Origin of the sequence: Leclercia sp. TB492 (assembly GCF_049974505.2) — a bacterium.
GTDB lineage: Bacteria > Pseudomonadota > Gammaproteobacteria > Enterobacterales > Enterobacteriaceae > Enterobacter > Enterobacter adecarboxylatus_C.
This window is the reverse complement of the sequence record NZ_CM127572.1, coordinates 3629125-3651544: the sequence shown is the minus strand read 5'-3', so window position 1 is coordinate 3651544 and position 22420 is coordinate 3629125. Positions and strand designations below refer to the sequence as shown.

General features: G+C 57.0%; 19 protein-coding genes. 4 read left to right on the top strand and 15 right to left on the bottom strand.

Annotation, left to right across the window (positions count from 1 at the left end; translation table 11 throughout):
- The first annotated feature begins 6 nt into the window (after positions 1-6).
- Genes ACP4QI_RS17220 through ACP4QI_RS17210 form a run of 3 tightly spaced genes read left to right on the top strand, consistent with a single transcriptional unit; the run spans position 7 to position 3940 of the window.
- Positions 7-1560, top strand: a complete 1554-nt coding sequence (locus ACP4QI_RS17220) for a xanthine permease (RefSeq protein WP_142486835.1) — start codon at positions 7-9, stop codon at positions 1558-1560.
- Entirely contained in the window at positions 1557-2504 is a 948-nt protein-coding gene (locus ACP4QI_RS17215) for a carbamate kinase family protein (protein WP_142486834.1), read from the top strand. The genes ACP4QI_RS17220 and ACP4QI_RS17215 overlap by 4 nt, the downstream gene beginning before the upstream one ends.
- A 47-nt stretch (positions 2505-2551) precedes the next feature.
- A complete protein-coding gene (locus ACP4QI_RS17210) occupies positions 2552-3940 on the top strand; it encodes an amidohydrolase family protein (protein ID WP_426495646.1) in 1389 nt (462 codons plus the stop codon).
- A gap of 95 nt (positions 3941-4035) precedes the next feature.
- On the opposite strand, the gene ACP4QI_RS17205 is transcribed toward ACP4QI_RS17210, so the two are convergent.
- Positions 4036-4638 carry a short chain dehydrogenase gene (locus ACP4QI_RS17205; protein ID WP_426495645.1) on the bottom strand — a complete coding sequence of 201 codons (603 nt, stop codon included), beginning with the start codon at positions 4636-4638 and terminating at the stop codon, positions 4036-4038.
- A 98-nt stretch (positions 4639-4736) separates the two neighbouring features.
- On the opposite strand from ACP4QI_RS17205, the gene ACP4QI_RS17200 reads away from it, so the two are divergent.
- Complete coding sequence (locus tag ACP4QI_RS17200; RefSeq protein ID WP_142486831.1) at positions 4737-5618, top strand: LysR family transcriptional regulator; 882 nt, start codon at positions 4737-4739, stop codon at positions 5616-5618.
- Positions 5619-5722: 104 nt separating this feature from the next.
- On the opposite strand, the gene ACP4QI_RS17195 is transcribed toward ACP4QI_RS17200, so the two are convergent.
- The 14 genes from ACP4QI_RS17195 to ACP4QI_RS17130 all read right to left on the bottom strand — a co-directional run bounded on the left by ACP4QI_RS17195 (position 5723) and on the right by ACP4QI_RS17130 (position 22334).
- The gene (locus ACP4QI_RS17195) at positions 5723-6283 is read right to left on the bottom strand and encodes an Ail/Lom family outer membrane beta-barrel protein (RefSeq protein ID WP_142486830.1); all 561 of its coding nucleotides are present in this window, start codon (positions 6281-6283) and stop codon (positions 5723-5725) included.
- A 214-nt stretch (positions 6284-6497) separates the two neighbouring features.
- The gene (locus tag ACP4QI_RS17190) at positions 6498-6833 is read right to left on the bottom strand and encodes a hypothetical protein (RefSeq protein WP_426495644.1); all 336 of its coding nucleotides are present in this window, start codon (positions 6831-6833) and stop codon (positions 6498-6500) included.
- 129 nt (positions 6834-6962) lie between these two features.
- The gene (locus tag ACP4QI_RS17185) at positions 6963-7220 is read right to left on the bottom strand and encodes a hypothetical protein (protein ID WP_426495643.1); all 258 of its coding nucleotides are present in this window, start codon (positions 7218-7220) and stop codon (positions 6963-6965) included.
- A 15-nt stretch (positions 7221-7235) separates the two neighbouring features.
- Positions 7236-7901: an SMI1/KNR4 family protein gene (locus tag ACP4QI_RS17180; RefSeq protein ID WP_285128416.1), complete on the bottom strand. Its 666-nt coding sequence runs from the start codon at positions 7899-7901 to the stop codon at positions 7236-7238.
- 373 nt (positions 7902-8274) lie between these two features.
- Positions 8275-8736 carry a hypothetical protein gene (locus ACP4QI_RS17175; RefSeq protein WP_156264469.1) on the bottom strand — a complete coding sequence of 154 codons (462 nt, stop codon included), beginning with the start codon at positions 8734-8736 and terminating at the stop codon, positions 8275-8277.
- Positions 8737-8834: 98 nt separating this feature from the next.
- On the bottom strand, positions 8835-8942 hold the full coding sequence (locus ACP4QI_RS17170; protein ID WP_445730322.1) for a hypothetical protein: 108 nt from the start codon (positions 8940-8942) through the stop codon (positions 8835-8837).
- 186 nt (positions 8943-9128) lie between these two features.
- The gene (locus ACP4QI_RS17165; protein ID WP_426495641.1) at positions 9129-9548 is read right to left on the bottom strand and encodes an SMI1/KNR4 family protein; all 420 of its coding nucleotides are present in this window, start codon (positions 9546-9548) and stop codon (positions 9129-9131) included.
- Positions 9549-9774: 226 nt separating this feature from the next.
- Positions 9775-10020, bottom strand: a complete 246-nt coding sequence (locus ACP4QI_RS17160; RefSeq protein WP_285128414.1) for a hypothetical protein — start codon at positions 10018-10020, stop codon at positions 9775-9777.
- Between the two features lie 98 nt (positions 10021-10118).
- Complete coding sequence (locus ACP4QI_RS17155) at positions 10119-10394, bottom strand: DUF6966 domain-containing protein (protein ID WP_156264466.1); 276 nt, start codon at positions 10392-10394, stop codon at positions 10119-10121.
- A gap of 79 nt (positions 10395-10473) precedes the next feature.
- Positions 10474-10956 carry a hypothetical protein gene (locus ACP4QI_RS17150; protein WP_426495640.1) on the bottom strand — a complete coding sequence of 161 codons (483 nt, stop codon included), beginning with the start codon at positions 10954-10956 and terminating at the stop codon, positions 10474-10476.
- Between the two features lie 294 nt (positions 10957-11250).
- Positions 11251-11583, bottom strand: coding sequence for an immunity protein YezG family protein (locus ACP4QI_RS17145; RefSeq protein ID WP_142486823.1), 333 nt, complete (start codon positions 11581-11583; stop codon positions 11251-11253).
- The gene (locus tag ACP4QI_RS17140; protein WP_426495639.1) at positions 11580-20171 is read right to left on the bottom strand and encodes a two-partner secretion domain-containing protein; all 8592 of its coding nucleotides are present in this window, start codon (positions 20169-20171) and stop codon (positions 11580-11582) included. The genes ACP4QI_RS17145 and ACP4QI_RS17140 overlap by 4 nt, the downstream gene beginning before the upstream one ends.
- A complete protein-coding gene (locus ACP4QI_RS17135; protein ID WP_426495638.1) occupies positions 20164-20712 on the bottom strand; it encodes a toxin-activating lysine-acyltransferase in 549 nt (182 codons plus the stop codon). Before ACP4QI_RS17135 ends, ACP4QI_RS17140 begins: the two co-directional genes overlap by 8 nt.
- Positions 20712-22334 (bottom strand): ShlB/FhaC/HecB family hemolysin secretion/activation protein, encoded by a 1623-nt coding sequence (locus ACP4QI_RS17130; RefSeq protein WP_285128523.1) that lies wholly within the window; start codon positions 22332-22334, stop codon positions 20712-20714. Before ACP4QI_RS17130 ends, ACP4QI_RS17135 begins: the two co-directional genes overlap by 1 nt.
- Between the last annotated feature and the right edge of the window lie 86 nt (positions 22335-22420).

Sequence of the window (22420 nt, the reverse complement as noted above, 5' to 3'; positions counted from 1 at the left end):
GCATCCATGAAAAGCATGAAACTGGAGTGGAAAAGAGGTGACTGGGCGGCGTACTTCGGGTTGATGACCAACAACCTGACGAACCTGCTGACCATGATGGGGCTGCTCATTTTTGTCGTCGGCATCCCGAAAGAGATTGTTTATGGACGTATTGCGCCGGCCTTCGGGCTGGCGGTACTGGTGGCGAGCGTCTGCTACGCGTGGTTCGGTTTACAGATGGCGCGCCAGACCGGGCGTAACGACGTGACCGCACTGCCGTCGGGGCCGAGCGCGCCGTCGATCTTCACCGTGACCTTCCTGGTGCTGATGCCGGTCTATCAGCAGACCGGCGATGCGGATTTTGCCATCCAGATTGGTCTGGTGTGGTGCTTCGTGGAGGCGATGATCCTCGCGGGCGGTTCCTTCCTCGGCGAAACCATCCGCAAGATGATCCCGCGTACCGTGCTGCTGTCGTGCCTGTCCGGTCTGGGTCTGCTGCTGCTGGCAATGAACCCGATGCTCCAGGCCTTCGAAGCGCCGACGGTCTCCTTCATCGTGCTGCTGCTGATCTTCATCAACTGGTTTGGTAAAAAGCCGATCTTCGCCCGCATCCCGACCGGTCTGCTGCTGCTGATCGCCGGTACCGCGCTGGCGTGGATCTCCGGCCTGCAAAGCCCGGAAGCGATCAAAGCCTCGATGTCCTCCTTCGGTTTCAACCCGCCGGAAGTGCATATCGACAGCTTTATGCAGGGTCTGCCGCACGCGTTGCCGTATCTGGCGTCGGCGGTTCCGCTGGGGCTGGCGAACTACATCTTTGACCTTGAGAACATCGAAAGCGCCCACGCGGCGGGGGATGAGTACCCGACCCGCAAGGTGATGCTGGCTAACGGTCTGGCCTCGATGCTCGGCTGCCTGATGGGCAACCCGTTCCCGGTGACGGTCTACGTCGGCCACGCGGGCTGGAAAGCGATGGGGGCGAGCATCGGCTACACGCTGGCCTCCGGCGTAACCATGTTCATCGTGCCGCTGTTCGGGCTGGGGGCCTTTATGCTCGCCATCATTCCAATGACCGCCATCGTGCCGATTCTGGTCTTTATCGGCGTGGTCACCGCCAACCAGGTGGTGAGGGAAACGCCCAAAGTGGAGGTGCCCGTCATCTTTATCTGCCTGTTCCCGTGGATCGCCAACTGGGCGCTGACCATGATGAACAGCGTGATGGGGGCGGCGGGAACCAACGCGGCGAAAATCGGTACCGACGTGCTGCACAGCAAAGGGATTTACTACGAAGGGCTGATGCACCTCGGCAACGGCGCACCGCTCGCCAGCATGCTGTGGGGCTGTATCGCCATCTTCGCCATCATCAATAAACCGCTGCGCGGTGCGGTCGCTGCCGCCGTCGGGGCGCTGCTGGCCCTGTTCGGGGTGATCCACGCCCCGGTGGTTGGCTTCGCCGAGGGCAGCTCGCTGACCTTCGTGCTGGCCTACCTGATGATGAGCGGCATGTTTGTGGTGAAGCATTTTCTCGATAGCCGCGAAGCCGCGAGCGTTGAACCAGCCCCTGTTGCGAAGGAAAACGTATGAAAGAACTCATGGTCGTCGCCATCGGTGGCAACAGCATTATCAAAGATAACGCCAGCCAGTCGATTGAGCACCAGGCGCAGGCGGTGAAAGCGGTCGCGGACTCGGTGCTGGAGATGCTGGCCTCCGACTATGACATCGTCCTCACCCACGGCAACGGCCCCCAGGTGGGGCTGGATCTGCGCCGGGCGGAGATCGCCCACGAGCGGGAAGGGCTGCCCCTGACCCCGCTGGCGAACTGTGTGGCCGACACTCAGGGCGGGATCGGCTACCTGATCCAGCAGGCGCTGAACAACCGTCTCGCCGCCCGCGGCGAGCAGAAGGCGGTGACGGTGGTGACTCAGGTTGAAGTGGACCAGAACGACCCGGGCTTTACCCATCCCACTAAACCGATTGGCGCTTTCTTCAGCGAGGCCCAGCGTGATGAGCTACAGCGCGCCCATCCCGACTGGCATTTCGTTGAGGATTCTGGCCGCGGATACCGCCGCGTGGTGGCCTCGCCGCAGCCGGTGCGCATCGTCGAAGCCGACGCCATCAAGGCGCTGACGCAAAAAGGCTTCGTGGTGATTGGCGCGGGCGGCGGCGGCATTCCGGTGGTGCGTACCGCACAGGGCGACTACCAGAGCGTGGATGCGGTGATCGACAAAGATCTCTCCACCGCGCTGCTGGCCCGCGAGATCCACGCCAACGTGCTGGTGATCACTACCGGCGTGGAGAAAGTGTGCATCCACTTCGGCAAGCCCAACCAGCAGGCGCTGGAGACGGTGAGCGTGGCGCAGATGACGCGCTACATGGAAGAGGGCCACTTCCCGGCGGGAAGCATGCTGCCAAAAATCGTTGCCAGCCTGGAATTCCTGCACCACGGCGGCACGCGGGTGATCATCACCTCGCCGGACTGCCTGCCTGCGGCGCTGCGTGGCGAAACCGGTACCCATATTGTGGCTTAACCCCGGCGGGCTTCCTGCCCGCCGCGAGACAGTAAAAGGACAAGACAATGAGTGAAAATAAAAGCCGCCGGGAGTTTCTCAGCCAGAGCGGCAAAATCGCCACCGCTGCAACCGCCTGTGCGCTGTTTGGCGCCACCGGCTCCGTCGCGTATGCTGCTGACACAGCAAAACCGACCTGCGAGACGGGCAAACCGATGAACATCACCGCGACACACTACTATCTGGACAACGTGCTGCTGGAGGCCGGATTTAACGTCGACGGCGACGTGGTCGTCAGCACCCGCACCGAGCTGAAAACGCTGGAGATCAAGGACGGCAAAATCGCCGCCCTGCTGGATAACAACAGCCACGCCGACGCCACGCTGCCGCACTACGATGGCGGCGGCAAGCTGCTGCTCCCGACGATGCGCGACATGCACATCCATCTGGATAAGACCTTTTACGGCGGCCCGTGGCGCTCGCTGAATCGCCCGGCGGGGACCACCATTCAGGACATGATCCGCCTCGAGCAAAAGCTGCTTCCGGAGCTGCAACCTTACACTCAGGAGCGCGCAGAAAAGCTGATCGACCTGATCCAGTCGAAGGGCTCCACCATCGCTCGCAGCCACTGCAATATCGAGCCCACCTCCGGGCTGAAGAACCTCGAGAATTTACAGGCGGTACTGGCGCGGCGGAAGCCTGGATTCGACTGCGAGATTGTCGCTTTTCCGCAGCACGGCCTGTTGCTCTCGAACTCGGAGAAGCTGATGCGTGAGGCGATGCAGGCCGGGGCGCACTATGTCGGCGGGCTGGACCCCACCAGCGTCGACGGCGCGATGGAGAAATCCCTCGACCTGATGTTCCAGATTGCACTGGATTACGACAAAGGGGTGGATATCCACCTGCACGAAACCAGCCCGGCGGGGGTGGCGGCGGTGAACTACATGGTGCAAACCGTGGAGAAAACGCCGGAGCTGAAGGGCAAGCTGACCATCAGCCACGCCTTTGCCCTGGCGACGCTCAGCGAGCAGGAAGTGGACGCCCTGGCCCCGCGCATGGCGGCGCAGCAGATCACTATCGCCTCTACCGTGCCGATCGGCACCCTGCATATGCCGCTCAAGCAGCTGCGCGATAAAGGGGTGTTTGTGATTACCGGCACCGACAGCGTGATCGACCACTGGTCGCCGTATGGCCTGGGGGACATGCTGGAAAAAGCCAATCTCTATGCCCAGCTCTATATCCGCCCGAACGAGCAGACGCTGTCCCGCGCGTTAGGTATTGCTACCGGCGACGTGCTGCCGCTGAACGACAAAGGCGAGCGGGTATGGCCGAAAGCGCAGGATGCCGCCAGCTTTGTGCTGGTGGACGCCTCCTGCTCCGCCGAAGCGGTGGCGCGCATTTCCCCGCGCACCGCGACCTTCCATAACGGCAACCTGATGTGGGGCACGGTGGGCTGATGTTGTGCCGGCTGGCGGCTACGCCTTACCCGGCCTGGGGTTCGCGATTTTTGTAGGCCGGGTAAGCGAAGCGCCACCCGGCAATTGCAAACGACTCAATAACCCACCTTGTAGACCCGCCCGCTCTGCACCCCTTCCACGCTGCGGCGATAGGCCTGGGCAACGGTGGCGGCGGGCACGCTTTCGAAGCCCGGGAAGAAACCGTCGTAGGCTTCGGCCGATTCGGTAAGCACCGTCGGGCTAATCAGGTTGATCCGAATTCCACGCGACAGTTCGCACGCTGCGGCGCGGACAAAGCCCTCCAGCGCGGCATTGACCGTGGTGGCATTCACCCCCTGGGCAATCGGCTCGTGAGCCACAATGCCGCTGATCAGGGTTATCGACCCGCCTTCATTCAGATAGTGCTGCCCGGTCAGCGCCAGCCGCACCTGGCCCAGCAATTTATCCTGTAGCCCCTGGTTGAACTGGCCGTCGGTCATAGTCGACAGCGGGCCAAAGTACAGCCCGCCGCTGGCGGAGACAATCGCATCCACCGGGCCGATCTTTTCGAACAGCGCCTGCACGCTGGCCTGCGAGGTGATATCCACCTGATGATCGCCTTTTGTGCGGCCCACGCGAATGACTTCATGACGACGACTCAGCTCTTCTGTAACGGCCTGACCGACCGTACCACTGGCACCAATAATGACGATTTTCATAGCCGACTCCTCTGTGTTGTGAGCCTTGATTGTTTAACAAACCGCAGAGCGGATAAACTGGGCTAAAGTTAGATCATTATTAACCAGAGGTTTGTAATATGGATAAGCTTCGCGGCATGGAAACCTTTATCGCGGTGGTGGAGAGCGGCAGCTTTACCGGTGCCGCCGCCCGGCTGGAGATGTCGGCGGTGATGGTCGGGAAGTATATCGCCTGGCTGGAGGCGCAGCTCGGCACCCGGCTGCTGGAGCGCAATACCCGCCGCCAGAGCCTGACCGACGCCGGGCGGGTCTGGTTTGAGGAGGCAAAGCGGGTTATCGAGCAGGTCGCCATCGCCGAACGTTCGGTGGAGCGTCTGCGTACCGCACCCGCGGGCACGCTGCGGGTGACCGCGCCCACCTCATTCGGCGGGTGCGTGATTGCCCCGCTGACCGCCACCTTTTTGCAGCGTTTCCCGGAGGTGCGCGTCGAGCTGGATCTTACTAACCGGATGGTCGATCTGGTGGAGGAGGGGGTGGATCTGGCTATCCGCATTGGCGATATCCACACCGGGGATCTGGTAGCGAAATACCTCTGTCCTTACCGGATGGTGATCTGCGCCGCGCCGGACTATTTAGCCCGTCACGGCACACCGCAAACGCCGGACGATCTGGTGGAGCATCTTTGTCTCTCCCACACCGTCTGGACCGCGCGCAACGAGTGGCGGCTGCCGGGTGTGGAGGGGGAAGTGCGCTGGAAGCGCGATGCGATCTTGCGCTGTAACGACGGGTATGGGCTGCGGATGGCGGCGATTGCCGGGGCGGGATTGCTGTTACAACCGGAGGTGCTGGTGGCGGACGAGCTGGCGAATGGTCGGCTGATACGTGTTTTGGAAAGTTACACGCCACAACCCCGACCGGTGCATCTTTTATGGCGTCAGGATCTGCGGCCGCTGCCGAAGTTAACCCAGTTTATCGCCCATATTATGCAGGCCGGGGAATAGTGCGGTCTGTAATGCCCGGCGGCGCTGCGCTTGCCGGGCCTACAAAACCCTCGGACCGTAGGCCGGGTAAGGCGTAGCCGCCACCCGGCATCAGGGCGCACCAATCAGAAGCTGTAACCCACACCCAGGTTCCAGCCGTTGATCCCGTAGTCATCGCCCAGGTCGGCAGTGGTACCTTCGTAACCGACGTGGATCGCCAGATCAGGCGTTGCGTTGAACTGTACGCCCGCGCCGTAGGCGAAAGAGGTCGATTTCTCATCGATGCCGTTGCGCTCGGTATAGTTGTCGCCGCCGTTCACCCAGGTGGTGTGGCCGTCTGCTTTCACGCGAGCAACGCCGCCCAGCGCATACAGGGAAACGAATTCATTAAGGCGATACGCCGGGCCTGCCATCAGGGAGTAATATTTCACTTCGATGTGATTTTTAATGGAGTCGGAAGCGAGATAATAATGCTCGTCCTGATCGCCGCTCATATAGGTAAATGAACCCACCAGGCTTACCGGGGAATCCCACTCGTAGCGATACTGAACGTTCACGCCGCGGATATTTTTAAAGTCTTCAACGTTACTCTGCGCATAACCCACCGAAACGGTGTGATTATCCGCCAGAGCAGCGCCGCTTGCCAGACTCGCCGCAACGCATACCGCCAGGGTAATTTTTTTCATTTTCCGTAATCCTTGTTGTCATTTTTTATGTGTAATGCCATATATCCCCAGCCATCAGGCTGGAGATATTCCACTGCAAATTAAGGCGATAAAATTGTTGGTTGTTTTGGCAGGCGATGAAATAGGGAATAATCTTAAAGGCCAGAATAGTCCTGGGATTTGCCTCCCCTATATTGGTAGGGTGTTGCGCTTAGTCGTCATATTTTATTGTCTACTAATCGCCGTATTTAAAATCAATCGTGATTCTGAGCGTTTCAACATCGACCGTTATTTCACAGGCGTGCCAGAACGCGGGCTGTTGTGATGAGATGTTATCAATAAAAAATTTCCTCAGCTCAACCAGAAGGTCCAGCAAATCAGCATTGGCCTGTGCGCCTGCAGTAAACCAGTTTGTCTCACCTGAGGTGCTGTCCACATAATCAAACTCACATTTGCAGTGGTCATCTTCGGGCGACAGCTCAGCGCGCGCGATGATTTTTGCGGCGTTATCGGGCGCTGCGGCTATTAAGACCGAGCCAATATCATTATAAATAGCCTGGGATTCGCGCATATTTTCTCGCCCTTACTTCGTCATAGTTGAACACTTAATTACATTTTCCCGTGGGGGCTTTGAGCGGCCCGCACTCATCGAAGCCCAGCACCACATATCCTTTATCCTGCATGCAGGCTTCCACTTTTTCTACCCGGGCAAATATTGCTTTGTGGTCTTCCCCGGACAGATACTGCCTCTGCCCCATGCTGGACTGTCTACATCGATATTTTTATCGACGCCGCAGGCATAAAGATCGGCTTTACGCTGTACCCGATCGGTATGGCCCATTGTTGCAGGCTTCTGGAACGTCCAGGAGTAGGGAAAGGCGGTGTGGTTGGTAGAGTCCATATCGGCCACCACGCAGCCACTCAGTAAAAAAACGATGCCAGGAATAAGACGTCCCATTTGCAATTCCCGGTATTAATCCCTGTCAATTAACCTTAGCTGGATGTTGCTACCATCGGGAACATCTCTTATTTGCAGTGCAATATTGGCTCTTGCTTTCATTGCTACTGCCGATTTTTCTAAGTAAAGGTTATCAGGCTCATACTCGCCACCCGCAACAAACGGAATTTTGGGAACCAGGCGATAACCCGCAGGTATTGAACCATACTTTTTCTGCCATGCGTTTGCCAGTGGGTAGCCCGTTAATATCTCATAGTCTTCAAGTATTTGTTTACACCATTCATTGATATCAGGCGCAAGGTAATCAAAAGAGCCTGTCTCTGGATCGAACGTGTATATGCCATCTTGTTTTATACAAAATTGACCGCCAAAAACATCTTCAGCAAAGAAAATGGCGTTATGAGCAAGATCATCGTAACAATCAATCCATAACCTATGGTCATTCCAGTCAATTACGCCGATCTCTTCCCCATTTGTCTCTAAAGGGAAAACATGCAAGGCTGACTCAAAACCATAAAAGCCGTTTCTGTTGTTTAATAAAGTCGTTAAATCATCAATCAGCGGGTAATTATGAAAGCCTGAGGTTAGTTTATGCCCCTTGCATGATGAAATATCACCACTGCAAACGGATAAGAGTTTTTCCAAATACATAGTCATTTTAGTTCTCATATTTAAAGTCAATGTTAATCCTGAGTGTTTCAACGTTTACTGTTACCTCACAGCCCCGCCAGAAGGGCTTTCGAGTGATTGAACGTTATCAACAAAAAAATTCCTCAGTTCGACCAAAAGATCTAAAAGTCTTGCACTGGCATTTGCTGTTTCAGTGACCCAATGCTGGTGACCCTGTTTATCGACATAGTCATAAGTAAACTCACCGCAGTATCAGGCGCGATCGAGAGCAATCCTGAACCAATGTCATTATAAATATCCTGGGATTGACGCATCATTCCTCCTGAAAGATAAATTAACTCAAATGAGGCAATATTTATGCCCGTAATCTCTATACACCAATCCGGGCTAAAGTTTGATAAAAACCGTTACAAATAATGGTTTTTTAATTTTTAATCAACGTTGCGTGACACAGGTGATTATGCTCCGTGTACTGAAGATGTACTGAGTGGTTGCCGTAATCATACTTTGACCAGCCATTGATCCACCCAAGGAGCATGTCGACTTTGCCTTCGCCAGACAAAGTGGGTTTTCCAGACAATTTTGTAATAAATGCCCTGTCCATCCCTCCTTTAATTCCGGGGATAAAATTGCCTGTAAAGGGTGAATATCCATCTTCATTGCCAAAGTAAAAATGAATATGATTTAAGCAGTCTTTCCGAAACCCCATCTCGATACCAGACTGATAAAATTTATAGTGCTTCGTTTTTCCATCGGGATCGTTATATTCGCCAGCATCAGCTGATATAACCGGGGATTCACCGATAGCATGACACAGGTTGATAACTTCAACAGAATTTTCCCTTTTACCAAGAACATCTATAAAATGAGCCCATTCCACTGTCATTTTGTAACTCCTGTCTGGCGTGTACTTCTCAACAATAATATAACCTGGTTGTTAAAGAACAAATTCATAGAAACCACCTACGAAAGCGGGATTTTTATTCAGGAAAGAAGGTTAAACAGGTCGCGTCTGAGCTGAGCGAGTTCATCGTTTTCATCCATCAAAACCTTTCCGTTTCTGTACAATACGAGATCGTTCAGAGATCCCATGCCGCCATAGAAACTTAGAAAAATGTATTTTATTTCATCACAGTCGACGCGTTTTTCAGGTAATGTCCAGGGTATGAGGGCAATACCAGGACCCTGGCGTTTTTGGAGCACCGCTTCTACAGGTGCTCCAAAAATCATCTTTTATGGCTACGGGGTTTTCCAGATAAATATTTACCTTGACTTACCTTAGTTGCCATCGATCCAGACATCTTTCACCCAGGCGGCTAAATCAGGCCATTGCTCTTCACTAGCACCATCGCCAATCCAATATTGGACACGACCTTGTTGGTCTAAACAATAATAACTACCGTTATCTTCACATATGGGTAGCCACGATTCAGGCACGCCAAGTTCTTTCGCATCATTTATAGCCGTTAACAACTCGCCATAGAATTTTTTGTCTTCTGTGACAGATAATAGTTCGATTGTTCCATAATAGATATTGCCAACTTCCTTAAGAAGTTTCTTGTAGTCAGGTGAAAAAGAAAAGCCTGTTTCTCCTTCATATTTAGAAATAATATCATCATCCGGTAAAGGAATATTACTTCTCTCGTTCCCGGACACTACCTTTAACTCTTCAATAACGTCATTCAGGCTATTAGCCATACCGTCACCTGTTAAAATTGTTTGCTCGCTGCTCCCCGGCCCCCAATTTTTCCATCTTGTTATAGAACCAGTAACCCATCATTATTTCCCTTTACCCAAGGATATTTGCTCCCTTTATGGAATACGGCAGTATAGCAGGATAAAGACTACTACCAATATTTAAGCCCGTAATCGCTTTACATCGATCCGGACTAAAATTTGAAAAAAGATTATAAATCAGGACGTTCTAATTTTTAATCAACGTTTCGTGACACAGATGATTATGCTCTGTGTACTGAAGATGCACTGAGTGGTTGCCGTAATCATACTTTGACCATCCATTGATCCATCCAGGGAGCATGTCGACTTTGCCTTCGCCAGCATCAGCTGATATAACCGGGGTTTCACCGATAGCCTGACACAGGTTGATAACTTCAACAGAATTTACCTTTTTACAAAGAACATCTATAAAATGAGCACATTTCACTGTCATTTTATCACTCCTGTCAGGCGTGTACTTCTCAACAATAATATAACCTGGTTGTTAAAGAATAAATTCATAGAAACTACTTACGAAAGCGGGATTTTTGTTCAGGAAAGAAGGTTAAACAGGTCGCGCCTGAGCTGAGCGAGTTCATCGTTTTCATCCATCAAAACCTTTCCGTTTCTGTACAGTACGAGATCGTTCAGAGAGCCCATGCCACCATAGAAATTTAGAAAAATGTGTTTGGTATCATCAGGATCAAGCTCATATTTTTTAGCCAGTTTAAAAATACTAGCTGACCATTCGGCATAACCACCTAATTCTAATAGAGTAGCCATACGTTGCATTTTATCTACGATTAGAGTCGTTTTCTCGATAGTCACTTTACCGTCTTAATCTCCGTATTTTCAGAGCTTTTAAGTTCATAACATAGATACTGCAGATTTTTCCCCCACAATAAAGTCAATTCTGCGTATCGGAAAGTGTTTTAACAAAGTCATTATAGGCTTCATGAAGATGATAAAAATAAGCATCGGGCTCATTTTTAACAACCTCGAATCGTGCTAACAATTTAGTGAATAGCCCTTCGGGAACGGGATAAGGTGTGGCTTCGTTTTTATCACAACAAAAATAAAAAAACGACTTTTCAAGTTCCGGGATAGAAAGTCTTTCCGCCTGGCTATAAAGATACTGATACGCGAAATTCCATTCACTAGACAGTAGTAAGAAATCAAGTGCGGCTGATTTTAGTTCATCATTGACCTGGGACTGCTGCAAAAAACTCTGGCAATACTTTAGCGCTGTGGGTTGATCATCCACGAGCAGCATGCCCAGATATTCCAGAGCATCATCATTCGGATCGTTAAATGAATTGGATTCGACATAGCCATTTGATTGGTAACAATCTAATCCTGCCCGTAGTTGGCCAAGTGATTTGTTTGTCATTAAAATTAAAGCCTCCTGTCTTCACTATAGATAATCGTTTCGTTCCATCTGGCAATATTTTTTTCAGGGAGCGGCAAAACTTTTCATCATCCCGGTTGCGCCATCGGGACAGATGGAAGTCTCGCCAGTGAATTCAAGGGAAATAACCATATCAGCGATAACCCGAATCAGACAATCTATGTAAATATCAGATCCTTTCTTCGACTACTTTTAATGAAAAACTAAGGTTTTTATATAAATTTAGTGTTTTGTGAAATGAATGGACAATTTAATCGCCCATTCATTGAAGGTAAATTAATCATTATAGGAGAAGTTAATATTTATTTTCCCTTCAGGTATGTCAATGATTATCTCACAGTTTGTCCATGCAGGCTTACCATTAGTCATATTATTTTGCAGGTGAAAATCCCGCATTCTCACTAACAGCAATCTCAGATCGTAACTGGCTAACTTGTCAGGAACAAACCAGTCTTCATGATCGTCTTGATCAATATAATCATATTCATACTCGCAGGATTCGCCATCCAGCGCTAATTTAGCGCGAGTGATAATCTTCTTAGCATTAGCTGGCCCTGCATCAGACAGTAACTGGCCAATTTTATTATGCAGATCGTCTAGTTCTTTCATTTTATCCCTCCAGGTGAGTTGCTGATATCTTTGATAACAGGACGACCTCCATCAATAGAGTAAATTACGTTAAAGCTGTCAGGGCGGTTATTCGTTCCTGTGTATACCGGCTCGATTTTAACTTGTACTTTTTTACCATTTCTCAGTTCATTAGCCCATAGATTTTCCATCTTTTTCCATTCACGTTTGTTAAGGCTGCCATCCATAGGAACTAGATTGAGCTTCTCACCTGGGCCATTAAAGATACTGGCAATTAAATGACCACCCTCATCACCTTCGAGGCCACATTTACCAGCCTTACATTGTTGATAAGTATTACGATCGCTTTTAGACAAGGAGAGTGTGCTTTCGACGCTCACTGTCCTTCCTTGCGCATCTGTTTTAAAGGTATGAGCATCACCAAACTTGTAAACTTCATTTGGTTTTGGATTATTTAGCTCTTTGCTCCAGTTACCTTTACTGCCCGCAACGTAGGTAATCTCATCACTGGCCTGGTTAATCAGCTTAGACGCCGCTTCCAGATCGCCTGCTTTAAGCGCCTTTTCCGCACCCTTAATGGCTTTGCCCGCAACATCCCCTGCGCCAGGAATGATGCCAATCGTTGCAGCCAGATAATCAAGCGCACTGTGCGCTTCCGCAAAGCTCTTGATATCACCCACGACCGGGACAAAATCTACGCCAAACAACGCCATATCCTTCAGCGCTTCCCGACGCTCGGTATACATTTTAACCGCGCAGGCTTCGGCGCTCATCCCGGCACAGTTTTCGCGCTTATAGCGTTCATTTTCGGCCTTCACCTGCTCTTCGGCCACCTGCGCGGTGGTTTTACCCTCCTGCAGTGCCGCGACGATGTCGCCAACGGAGTTATTCTCAACCGTCGTTTTACCCGCCTGCGCCCCGGCAACAATGGAAGCTGAGCTGTCGCCCACCAGCCCACCGGATAAGCCTGCCGCCAGCGTCGCCAGCGCAGAAACCGTCTGCTTCTGCGTTTCATCCAGCTTATCGGCAGATTTGCCGTACATCTCGAGGGCGATCATCCCCACCAGCTCGCCCGTGGTGGCGCCGGCGGCACCCGCCAGCGCGTTTTGCCCCTGGGCGGCGGCCAGCGCGGCGTTGACCACCGCGTGGGCGGCAACTTTGCCCTCGTTGCTCAACCCGCTGCGGTGACCAATGACATACGCCAGGTACGGTGCAGCACCGCCCGCGAGAGCGGCGCTGAGATCGCTCCCGGCCAGCCCCTGAACCGCCGCCGTCGCCGCCTGAATCGCCCGCTGATACTCCCCGCCGGTGCCAAAGCCGGAGGCATTCATCGCATCGTTGTACGCCGTCTGGTAGATCTGGCCGTTAATATCTTCCAGCGTCGCGGTTTTGCCCGGGTTGGCTTTCTCCCACGCCGCTTTCGCCTCCTGCAGGTCCTGCGCGTTGACGTTTTTAAGCTTCTCTTTCGCCACGTTGGTGGCGCGGATGCTGCCCTCGGTGCGGGCAATATCCGCCACCTGATTGCCGATCTCGCCGATCAGCTGTGCCTGCTGGAGTCGCTCCTGCTCTTTCTCTTTGTCGAAGATAGGAGAGAGCGTCTGGTTGGCGTGCTCCACGTCGCGGCTGAGCTGGTTAATATCCTGCACCTGACGAGTCGGGTCGCGGACGATCAGCGTACCGTCCGATACCGCTGCGTGCGTGGTGCTGCTGTCATGTCCGTCGCGGTTGGCGCCCACCAGCAGGCCGTTAGCCATGTTGCCGGCAAACTGGCTGCCGATGCTGCCCCCGGTGCTCATGCCCACGCTCTGGTGTTCCACTTCGAAATCGGCGCGGTTTTCAATATCGCTGAAGCCAATGGTGCCGGTATCGAGACGGTTTTTATCGGCGGTCGCCGTCGAGCCAATCACCGCCCCGTTGAGCTGGGTATGCTCGCCCACGGTCACGTCATAGCCGCCTTTGCCCGCGAAGATCCCGGTCTGTTCCACCACCGAGTCGTAGTTGCTGTGCATCTTGTCGCGGCTGAGGTTGACGCTGGCCGAGCCGGTCATGGTGCCGATGCTGAAGCTCCCGCCTGCGCTGGCGTTCTGCTGTTTTGAGTCGTAGCGATCGCTGTCCTGCTCGGAGGTGAGCGTCAGGTTGCGGCCAATGTCCGCTTTCACGGTTTCGCCGCTCACCTGCGCCCCGGTCAGGGTGGCATCACGTCCGGTCAGAAGATTCACCTGGCGGCCCGCATCCACGGTGGTCTCGCTGTGGGTGGTGCCGTTGCCGCTCTCGTTGCCTTTGCCGCGGTTGACGCTGGCGGAGATGTTGATGCCCGCGCCGCCGGAGCCGTATCCGATGCCAACCCCGACGCTGCCGCCCTTGCTCTCGTTTTTACCGTCCAGCAGCTGGGTGTTTTGCGCCGAGCGCAGGTACAGATCGCGGTTGGCGGCAAGCGTGATATCGTTGCCCGCCTTCAGCTGGCTGCCTTCCACGGTCAGATCCCCATCCGCGCCGCGCGCGCCGCTGCCGGTGGCGATCACGCTGAGATCGCGCCCGGCGTTGAGGGTGCTGCCCTGAGCGGTGTTCTGCTCGCTGTACTGGGTCGATTTCGACGACTGGCTGCCGTAAGAGAGGCTAATGCCCACCGTGTTGGTGTTTGATTCGTCTGCGCCCAGCGCCTGGTCCATCCGTGCGGCCTGGGCGGCCTGCACGCCGGAGAGCGCCGCCTTCACGCCCTGCAATGCCTGCAGGCGGCCGCTGCCGGAGGATTTCGCCTGCTGCGAGGCCTCGACGGCGCTGTTCAACGCGCTGCCAACGGTACCGGAGAGCGCCAGCGTCAGCCCGGAGGTTTTCTGCTCCACCTCGTGGGTCTGCTGGCTGCGGTTGTTCACCGCCGTGATGTCAACGTTTTTACCGCTGAGGGCCATGTCCTGACCGGCCACCAGATCCGAGCCGCTCACCGTCAGGCGATCTCCCGCCCGCAGGGTCAGGTCGCCGTCAACGCTGCCGACGGTACTGCCCGCCTGGGTGGCGTCCGCGCCGGTGTCGGTGGTTTTGATACTCTGGGTGCCGACGCTAAAGCCGATCCCGCCCGAGCTTAACAGCCCCGATTTTTTCTCCTGCTTCTGGTGCAGCTCGTTATTGCGCTCGGCCTGGGTCTCCACGGTCAGGTTGTTGCCTGCCAGCAGGGATACGTCCCCGGTGCCCGCCACGTTGCTGCCGCGCACGGTGAGATCGTTTCCGGCGGTGAGGTTAACGGTATTGCCGTTCAGCTCGCTGCTCTGCACCGTCTGACGGTCAATCTGGTCGCGGGTGGTGGTGGTGGTTTTCGACAGGAAGCCGTTACCGCCCACTACTTTATGCCGTTCGTCCAGATCCTGCGTGTTTTCGCCTGCCGTCAGGGTCAGGTTATTCCCGGCGCTGACGTTAAGCGCCTCTCCGGCGGAGAGGGCGGCGGCACGGGCGTTGAGATCGTTACCGGCGGCCAGGGTGACGTCGCCTTTACCGGTCACTTCGCTGCCCACGCTCTGGGTCTGCCCCTGCTTCAGGCTGTTGTCGGCATCCCACACCAGGTTATCGCGGCTGGCGGTTTCCACCGTGTTCAGGGTCATATCCCGCCCGGCCACCAGCTGCGCTTTGCCGTTCTCGCCGCTGGCGATCACCTGCGCCCCGGTCAGGGTCATATCCCGCCCGGACTGCAACGCCAGCTTACCGTCGTCGCCCTGCACGTAAATGCCGGAGACGCTGTCGATGGTGGTGCGGGCGAAGCTGTTCTCGCCGTTAACGCTGTCGGCGCTGGTGGTGGTGCTGATGAGATTGATGTCGCGTCCGGCGCTGGCCAGCACGCTGCCGTCGCCCACGATGGCACCGCCAAGGTTGTTGATATCGGTGCGGGCGTTCAGGTTGACGTCCGCCCCCTGAAGGGTGCCGGTCTGGTTGGTGATGTTGTCGGCATCCAGCTGCAGGACTTTGTGCCCGGCAATCGTCCCGCGGTTAAACAGGTCCCCGTTAAGCTTGATGGAGACATTGTTGCCGGCAATCAGCGCCCCGGAGCCGTCGATATCTCCCTGTTTCACTTTGGCGTAGACCTGCGGCACCAGCACGTTCTCCATCGAGCCGTCCGGCATCTTCACCCGGGTGTTAACCAGCCAGACGATATCCCCGGTCAGGAGCGCCATCTGCTCTGGCGTCAGCGCCACGCCGATCTTCAGGTCGTACTGCTTGCCGAAGGTAATGCCGCGATCCATCAGCGCCTTGTACTGCTCTTCGTCGTTGTTGTAGCCGTCCAGATAGCGCTGGCCGGTAATGCCAATCACCTGCTCGCGGATCAGGCGCTGCTCGTAATAGCCATCCCCCAGCCGTTTCTGGGTGTTGTCGCCATTGGCGGTAAAGGCGTCCTGCATATAGTCGCTGCCGAGCCACTGGCGCTCGTTGGTAAAGCGCGGGTCGGTCTCCACCAGGTACGGCACGTCCGCCGATGGGTTCACCTTGAACAGGCTGTTGTCCGGCAGGGTGGTATTCGGGCCGATAATGCGGATCGCGCCGTCGGCCGGGGTCACTTCAAACTGCTGTCCGGCCGGCGGGGTCACCGGCTCGCCCGGCGAAACGGTCTGCTGCGGCGCGGGTTTCACCCCCGCGGCCTGTCCAATGGTGACGTCCGTTCCCTGCAACACCAGCGGAGTGATACTGAGATGACTCCCCTCGACGCTGCCGTTGCTGACCAACTGGCCCGGTTTGAGGGCGATATCCTGAATGGTGGTTGGCGGGGTGTAGGCCGTGCGATCGCGACCCTGCTCATCGTCGCCTTTGTGGCGAATACGGTAGTAGTGGGTAACGGTGCCTTCATCGGTGGTGAAGCGCTGGCCGGGCACGTCCTCGTTCTTCACGCTGCCCATCTGGTCAATCGCCAGGGTGCCGCCCGCAATCACCTGGCTCTTGTCGTTAAACAGTTTGTCGCCGGTCATGAGCAGGTTGCCCCCGGCGAGGATCTTCGCCGGGTCGCTCTCTTTGATGCGCGTTTCGTCAATCGTACGGGTGTAGTCGTACTGGTTGAAGTTATCGTTATTGGCACCGGTATTGTCTGGCGTATTCAGGTTACGCAGCCCGTCAGAGGAGTTGCCGTCCACCCAGACGCCGTCCTCTGTCGAACTCCAGCGGTTGGTGGAACCCGTGTGCTGATAGTCGGTCAGATCTTCCTGTGACACCCGCACCACCTCGGTGGAGAAGTGGTCGTTGATGTTGTTGATCTGCCCGGCGGCAATTGCCATATCCCCGGCGGATTCAATGGTCGAGCTGTGGTTATTAATGGTACCGGCGCGGCCCGTGACGGCGGCATTGTCGTCCAGCGCGCCGCCAATGGTCATGCTGCCGGCGCTGTACATCAGACCGTGATCGGCATTATTCAGGGTCTGCACGCCGAGGTTCACGCGCTCGCGTCCCGCCAGCGTCGCCGCGGTGCCGTTTTCGGCGAGGTTATTAAAGGTATCCACATTTACCCCCACCGCATCGCCGTAGATCCGTCCGGTGCCGATGTTGGTCAGGGTATTGGCGTTGATGCGGGTGGCAATGCCGTCAATCAGACCGGTATTGCGTACCGTGCCGGTGGCGGTCAGGGTAGTGCTGCCCGCGTTGATTTCGCCGCTGGCGAGGTTGGTCAGGTTGGCGCTCTGCACGTCGAGCGCGCTGCCCGCCATCAGCTGGCCGCTGTTGGTGAGGTCCCCGTCGGTAGTGAACGTGAGGTTGCCGTTAGCGATGGTGGAACCGGTATTGTTCACGCCGCTGGTGCTGTGAAGATCCATATCCCCCAGCGACAGCAGCTGGCCGCTGGCATCGAGGGACGTTGCGTCCACGCTCAGGGTTTTACCCGCTTTCAGGGTGCCGCCCGCATTCACCAGATCCAGCCCGTTGCCGCTGAGATCCAGCGTGCCGCCCGAGGCCAGCGCCCCGGCGCTGTTGTTCAGCATGCCGCTGTTATCAATATCCAGCGTATTATTTGCAAGGATGCTGCCGCGCTGGTTATCCAGCGCACCGGTGTTCAGCGTCAGGCTCTGGCCCTCCAGCCCCTGGTTTGCACCGAGGGTATCCTGGTTAACAAAGCGCAGGGCGTTGAGGGTCACGCTTTTGCCGCTGCGGATCAGCCCGGAGACGTTATCCACCGCACCCCGGGCACTGTCGAGGAGCAGATCGCCCACCGACTGGATCTGCCCGCCGCCGTTTTGCAGGTTCTGGCTGTGCAGGGCGGTATCGGCCTCGCCAATGACCCGCCCGCCGCTGCGGTTATCCAGATTCGTGGCCGCAATATCCGCCGTACCGCTGGCCGCCAGGGTACCGGCCTGGTTATTGATGCTCTCTGCCGAGAGGTTCAGCGCACCCAGGCTGTTGAGGGTGCCTGAGCCATTATCGAGGGTGCCGGAGGTGATATTCACGCCGTCGCCCTGCAGTACGCCGCTCTGGTTATTCAGGCCGGTGATTGCCAGCGAGAGGCTCTTCGCCGCCGCCAGTTGCCCGGCGGTGTTGTTCAGCGTGTCGCCGTTAAAGGCGAGGCTGTCGCCGGAGAAGGTGGTGCCCTGGCTGTTATCCAGCAGGCCGCCGCTCAGGGTCATGACCCCGACCGATTTCAGCGCGCCGCCGTTATTGCTGAGCGTGTCGAAACCGGCAGTCAACGTTCGGTTCGCACCGATCTGGCCGTCGGTGTTGTTGATAGCACCCGCGTTGAGGCTAAAGTCGCCGTCGCTTGCCAGGAAGCCACTCTGGTTGTTCAGCGTACCGCTCTCGAGGTTCAGGGAACCCTGAGAGAGCAGGAAGCCGGCACGGTTATCAAAGGCATTCAGGGCCAGGGTCGCGCCGTCGGCAACAATCACCCCCTGCTGGTTGTCGAGGCTCCCGGCACTGATGCGCTGGGTTTTCGCCGCCTCGATGCGGCCTTTAGCGTTGTTCACCGCCTGCTGGCTGGCGATCTCGCCGTCGCCCGCAGCGGCAGAGATTAGCCCCTGCTGATTGTTTACACTGCCGGCCTCAAGCCGGGTGTTGCCCGCCACCGCCACGATCTGCCCGGCGGTGTTGTCGATTTTTTCAGCCTTAAGCTGCACGCCGTTGGCCGCGCCAATCTGCCCCTGCTGGTTATCGAGTTTGCCCGCCAGATCCACCGCCAGGGGGCTGCTACCGCTGTGGGCGATTTTGCCTTGCTGGTTGTTGAGGTCGTGAGCGCTAAGGTTAACTGTCTCCGCGCTCAGCGTGCCCGCGCTATTGTTGAGCATTTTCCCGCTGCGGATAGTCAGTTTGCTGGCGTTGACCCTCGCGCTGGCGGTGCTGACATCCCCCGCGCCGCCATCCAGCAGAACGCGTTTCGCCTGGGTCTGGCTGCCGCTGACGTCTACGCCCTGGCCGCGCGCGCTGAGCGTCCCCCCCGCCAGGGTTTGCCCGTGAGCGCTCAGCTGGCCGCTGGTGCTGATTTCCAGATCCCCCGCGTCGGCGAGCTTGCCGTCGCTTTTCACCCCGGCGGCCAGCACGCTCTGCTGGCTCCCGGTGAGGCTTGCCGCGCTGACCCGGACATTGTTCGCGGCGGTAATTACCCCGCTGTTGTTCAGCTCGCTGGCGGTTTGCAGGTGGGCATCGTCGCCCGCGCGCAGGGTACCGCTGTTCTCGATGCGCCCGTCGGCAGAAAGGGTCACGCTGCCCGCCTGGGCGCCGATAGCCCCGGCGTTACGCACCCCGACGCCGGTCTCGGTGCCGACCATGCGGATCTTGCCTGCGTACATGCCGCCGAGGCTGGCCACGTCCACCGCCAGCTGCGGGCGGGTGGCCGGATCGTCACTGCCTTTCTCAATCACCTCGTGGGCGGCATCCACCTTGTTGCGCCCGGTGGTGACTTTCAGATCGTTGGCCCACAGCCCGGCGTTAACTTTCACCGAGCGGGCGATGATGTCGGTGTAATCCGCGCCGGAGGTGTCCATCCCCGCGCCGTCCACCACCACTTCGCCGCGCTCGACGTTAAACCCGGTCAGCGCGCCATCTTTCATCTGCGGCTGGCCGGTGGTGAGGGTGGCGCGGTTGGCGTTAATAAAGCCGCAGCCGCTACAGGTGATGCCCGACGGGTTGGCGATCACCACCTGGGCTTTTTTCCCCGCCACTTCGATCATGCCGTTCAGCTTGCTCGGGTCGCGGGAGCTGACCTCGTTGAGGATCACTTTGGCTTCGCCTTTCGCCAGCCACGGGTTGCCCGCCACCATGCCGCCGATATTGGTCTGCACGTTTTTGTGCGAGTTGTTGAGGATCGCCCCTTTGTTGTCCACGTCAAACTGGGTGTAGTTGTTACGTGACACCCCGGCTGCGGACGGGGTCTGGATATTGACCTGCGGCGTGCCGTTGGCGCTGTTGATGACCGTGGGCTGCTGGTTTTTTGGCGCACCAGCGTCCGCCACGATAGTGGCCTGCGCCGTCTGCACGGCCCCCATCGCCAGCCACAGGCTCAGGCTGATGGCGCTCACCTTGCCGATAAGCTGGCCGTGGGTATGGCCGATGCCGGAAGAACGGGACGAACCGGCGCGGCCGGAGCGGGCGATATCCGCCACCACCATCAGCATGCCGCGCGCTTTGTTAAAGACAATTCGGTACAGGTTCTTATTCATGGTTCGTTCCTTTAAACGCTTCCGGCAGGCTTACGGTGAGCGGGTGATTCTGTTGCCACTCTCTGGCGTGTTGACGGCTGACGTGGCTGCCGTGGAACAGCATCACGCGCTTGCCACGCTGCGCGCCGCGGTGATAAAGCGCGCGGCAGACGTGGTCGGGGAAGATATCGCGGCGCATCAGGTTGTACATCGCGGGGGTATGGCCGAAGGGGGCGATCCAGTCGCAGAACCAGATCCGCTCCCCGCTGTCCCAGTCCTCTTCTCTCATCTCGATGGCCGGGCGGGTGAGGTAGCGGGCTTCCGCCTCCTCGTTCAGCCAGGCCCAGCTGAGGAAAAAGATCGGCCGGTCGTTTTCGCTCACCAGCACGTACTGCTGGCGCTTAATGATGGGCAGCAGCAGGGTGGGGAGGGCGTGCAACGGGGCATCCCGGTGCATCGGGGAGTGCATCCACAGCCAGACGGTGGCCCCCAGCACTTCGGCCTCGCTCTCCTGCCCGCCGAGGATCAGCGGCGCTTTGATATCCAGATCTCCGACGCGCATCACCAGCTCCAGTTCAGGTTAAAGCCGAGCGTGAGATCGCTGGTTTCAAAGCCGTCCGGCTTCGAGAACGGCGTTCCGGCGAACAGGTCGTAGCCGGTGTTAAAGGCGTTGCCGCGCAGGCCCGCCACGCCGCCCGCCAGGTGTTTACCCACCTGCAGATCCGAGCTGTAGCCGCCCACTTCGCCGTAGTCGGCACCCAGATAGAACTCCTGATTTGGCAGCGGCGTGCGCCAGGCCAGATCGTTACGCACGTACCAGCCGTGGCTGGCGCTCAGGGTGCGCTCGCCGTCAAAGCCGCGCACCGTCCAGCGGTTGCCGATGGCAAACTGATCCTGCGGCGTCAGCGGCGTGTTGCTGATCTGGCGCAGGTACTGCACGTTGTAGCGGAAGTTCTGCGTGCCGATGGCAAACGGCAGGTCGAACTGAGCGCTGAGCTGGGTAATTTTGCTCAGGGCAGTAGCATCGCCCCAGTACTCTTCCGGCGCAGGCTGGGCACCAAACCAGCGCGTGCCGCGCTGATAGCTGATGCCTGCATCCAGCGTCGCCTGGCCGATGTAGTGGCGGTGATCCAGCCCGATGCGCCAGCCCGCGGTCTGACGGCGCTGGACGCCCACTTCCGTATCGTCGATAAAGTTGCGGGTCTCCCGCGCCAGCACGTCGTAGCTGAAGGTGGTTTTTTGCGAGCCGCTGCGGTGCAGCACGCGGCTGAGCTGAATGTCGAGGTTTTTGCTTTTACCGCTGTAGCGATAATCCTCGTTCAGGCCGGCGACGGTCTGGTGGTAGTCGTAGTCGCTGCCGGTGATGCCCAGCATCCAGTAGCCAAAGGGCACCGAGTAGTGGGCGGTGTAGTTTTTGCTGCCTTTGCCGCCCTTGTCGTTCAGATCGTGGCTGGCAGAGACATACAGCAGGTCGCTCAGGGAGAAGGGGTTATCCAGCGACAGCGTGACGCCGCCCTGGTAGCGCCCGGTGGTTTCGGTCCCGGCATCGTCCAGCGACAGGCCGATACGCCACATTTTGCTCTGCTTACGGGCGATCACCACATCGCTCTCGCCCGGGTTTTCCCCCGGCAACAGCTCCATGCTGGCCTCCACCGTCGGCAGACGTTGCAGGTTTTCCAGCCCCTGTTCAATATCGCGCAGATCCAGCAGGTTCCCCTCGTGGGCCGGAAAGGCGCTGTAGAGCTGGATATAGTCGTCACTCTCTTCGGTCAGCTTCACGTGGCGGATGGTGCCCGGTACGATGGCGAGTTTCAGCGTCCCGCTCTTCAGATCCTGAGACGGGGCCAGCACGCGGGTGGTGATCCAGCCGTGGTCGACGATGCGGTTCTGCATTGTACTCATCAGCAGGTTGATCCCTTTTCCGCCCAGACAGCGCCCCTGGGCCTGGTCCGCAATACGCTGGAGCGGTAGCCAGTGGGGCAGAGCCTCCTCGCCGCTCAGCTCGACGCGGTTAATCGGGAAGCAGGGGGATTCCGTCGGGAAAGCAATTTTGCCAAAGCCGGATGAGGGCTCAGAAAGACGCACATCGGGAACGGGCGGGGTTAATTGCTGCTCCAGTGCTCTCTGGCGCTGCTGCTGAATAATAAATTGATTATCCGGCTCTGCCGCCTGGGCAGGGAACATTAAGGACAGGCCAGCGGCTGACGTTATTATCAGGGCGATATTGTGTGGGGCTTTCATCGGCAGATCCGTGCTGTGTAAGCAAAATG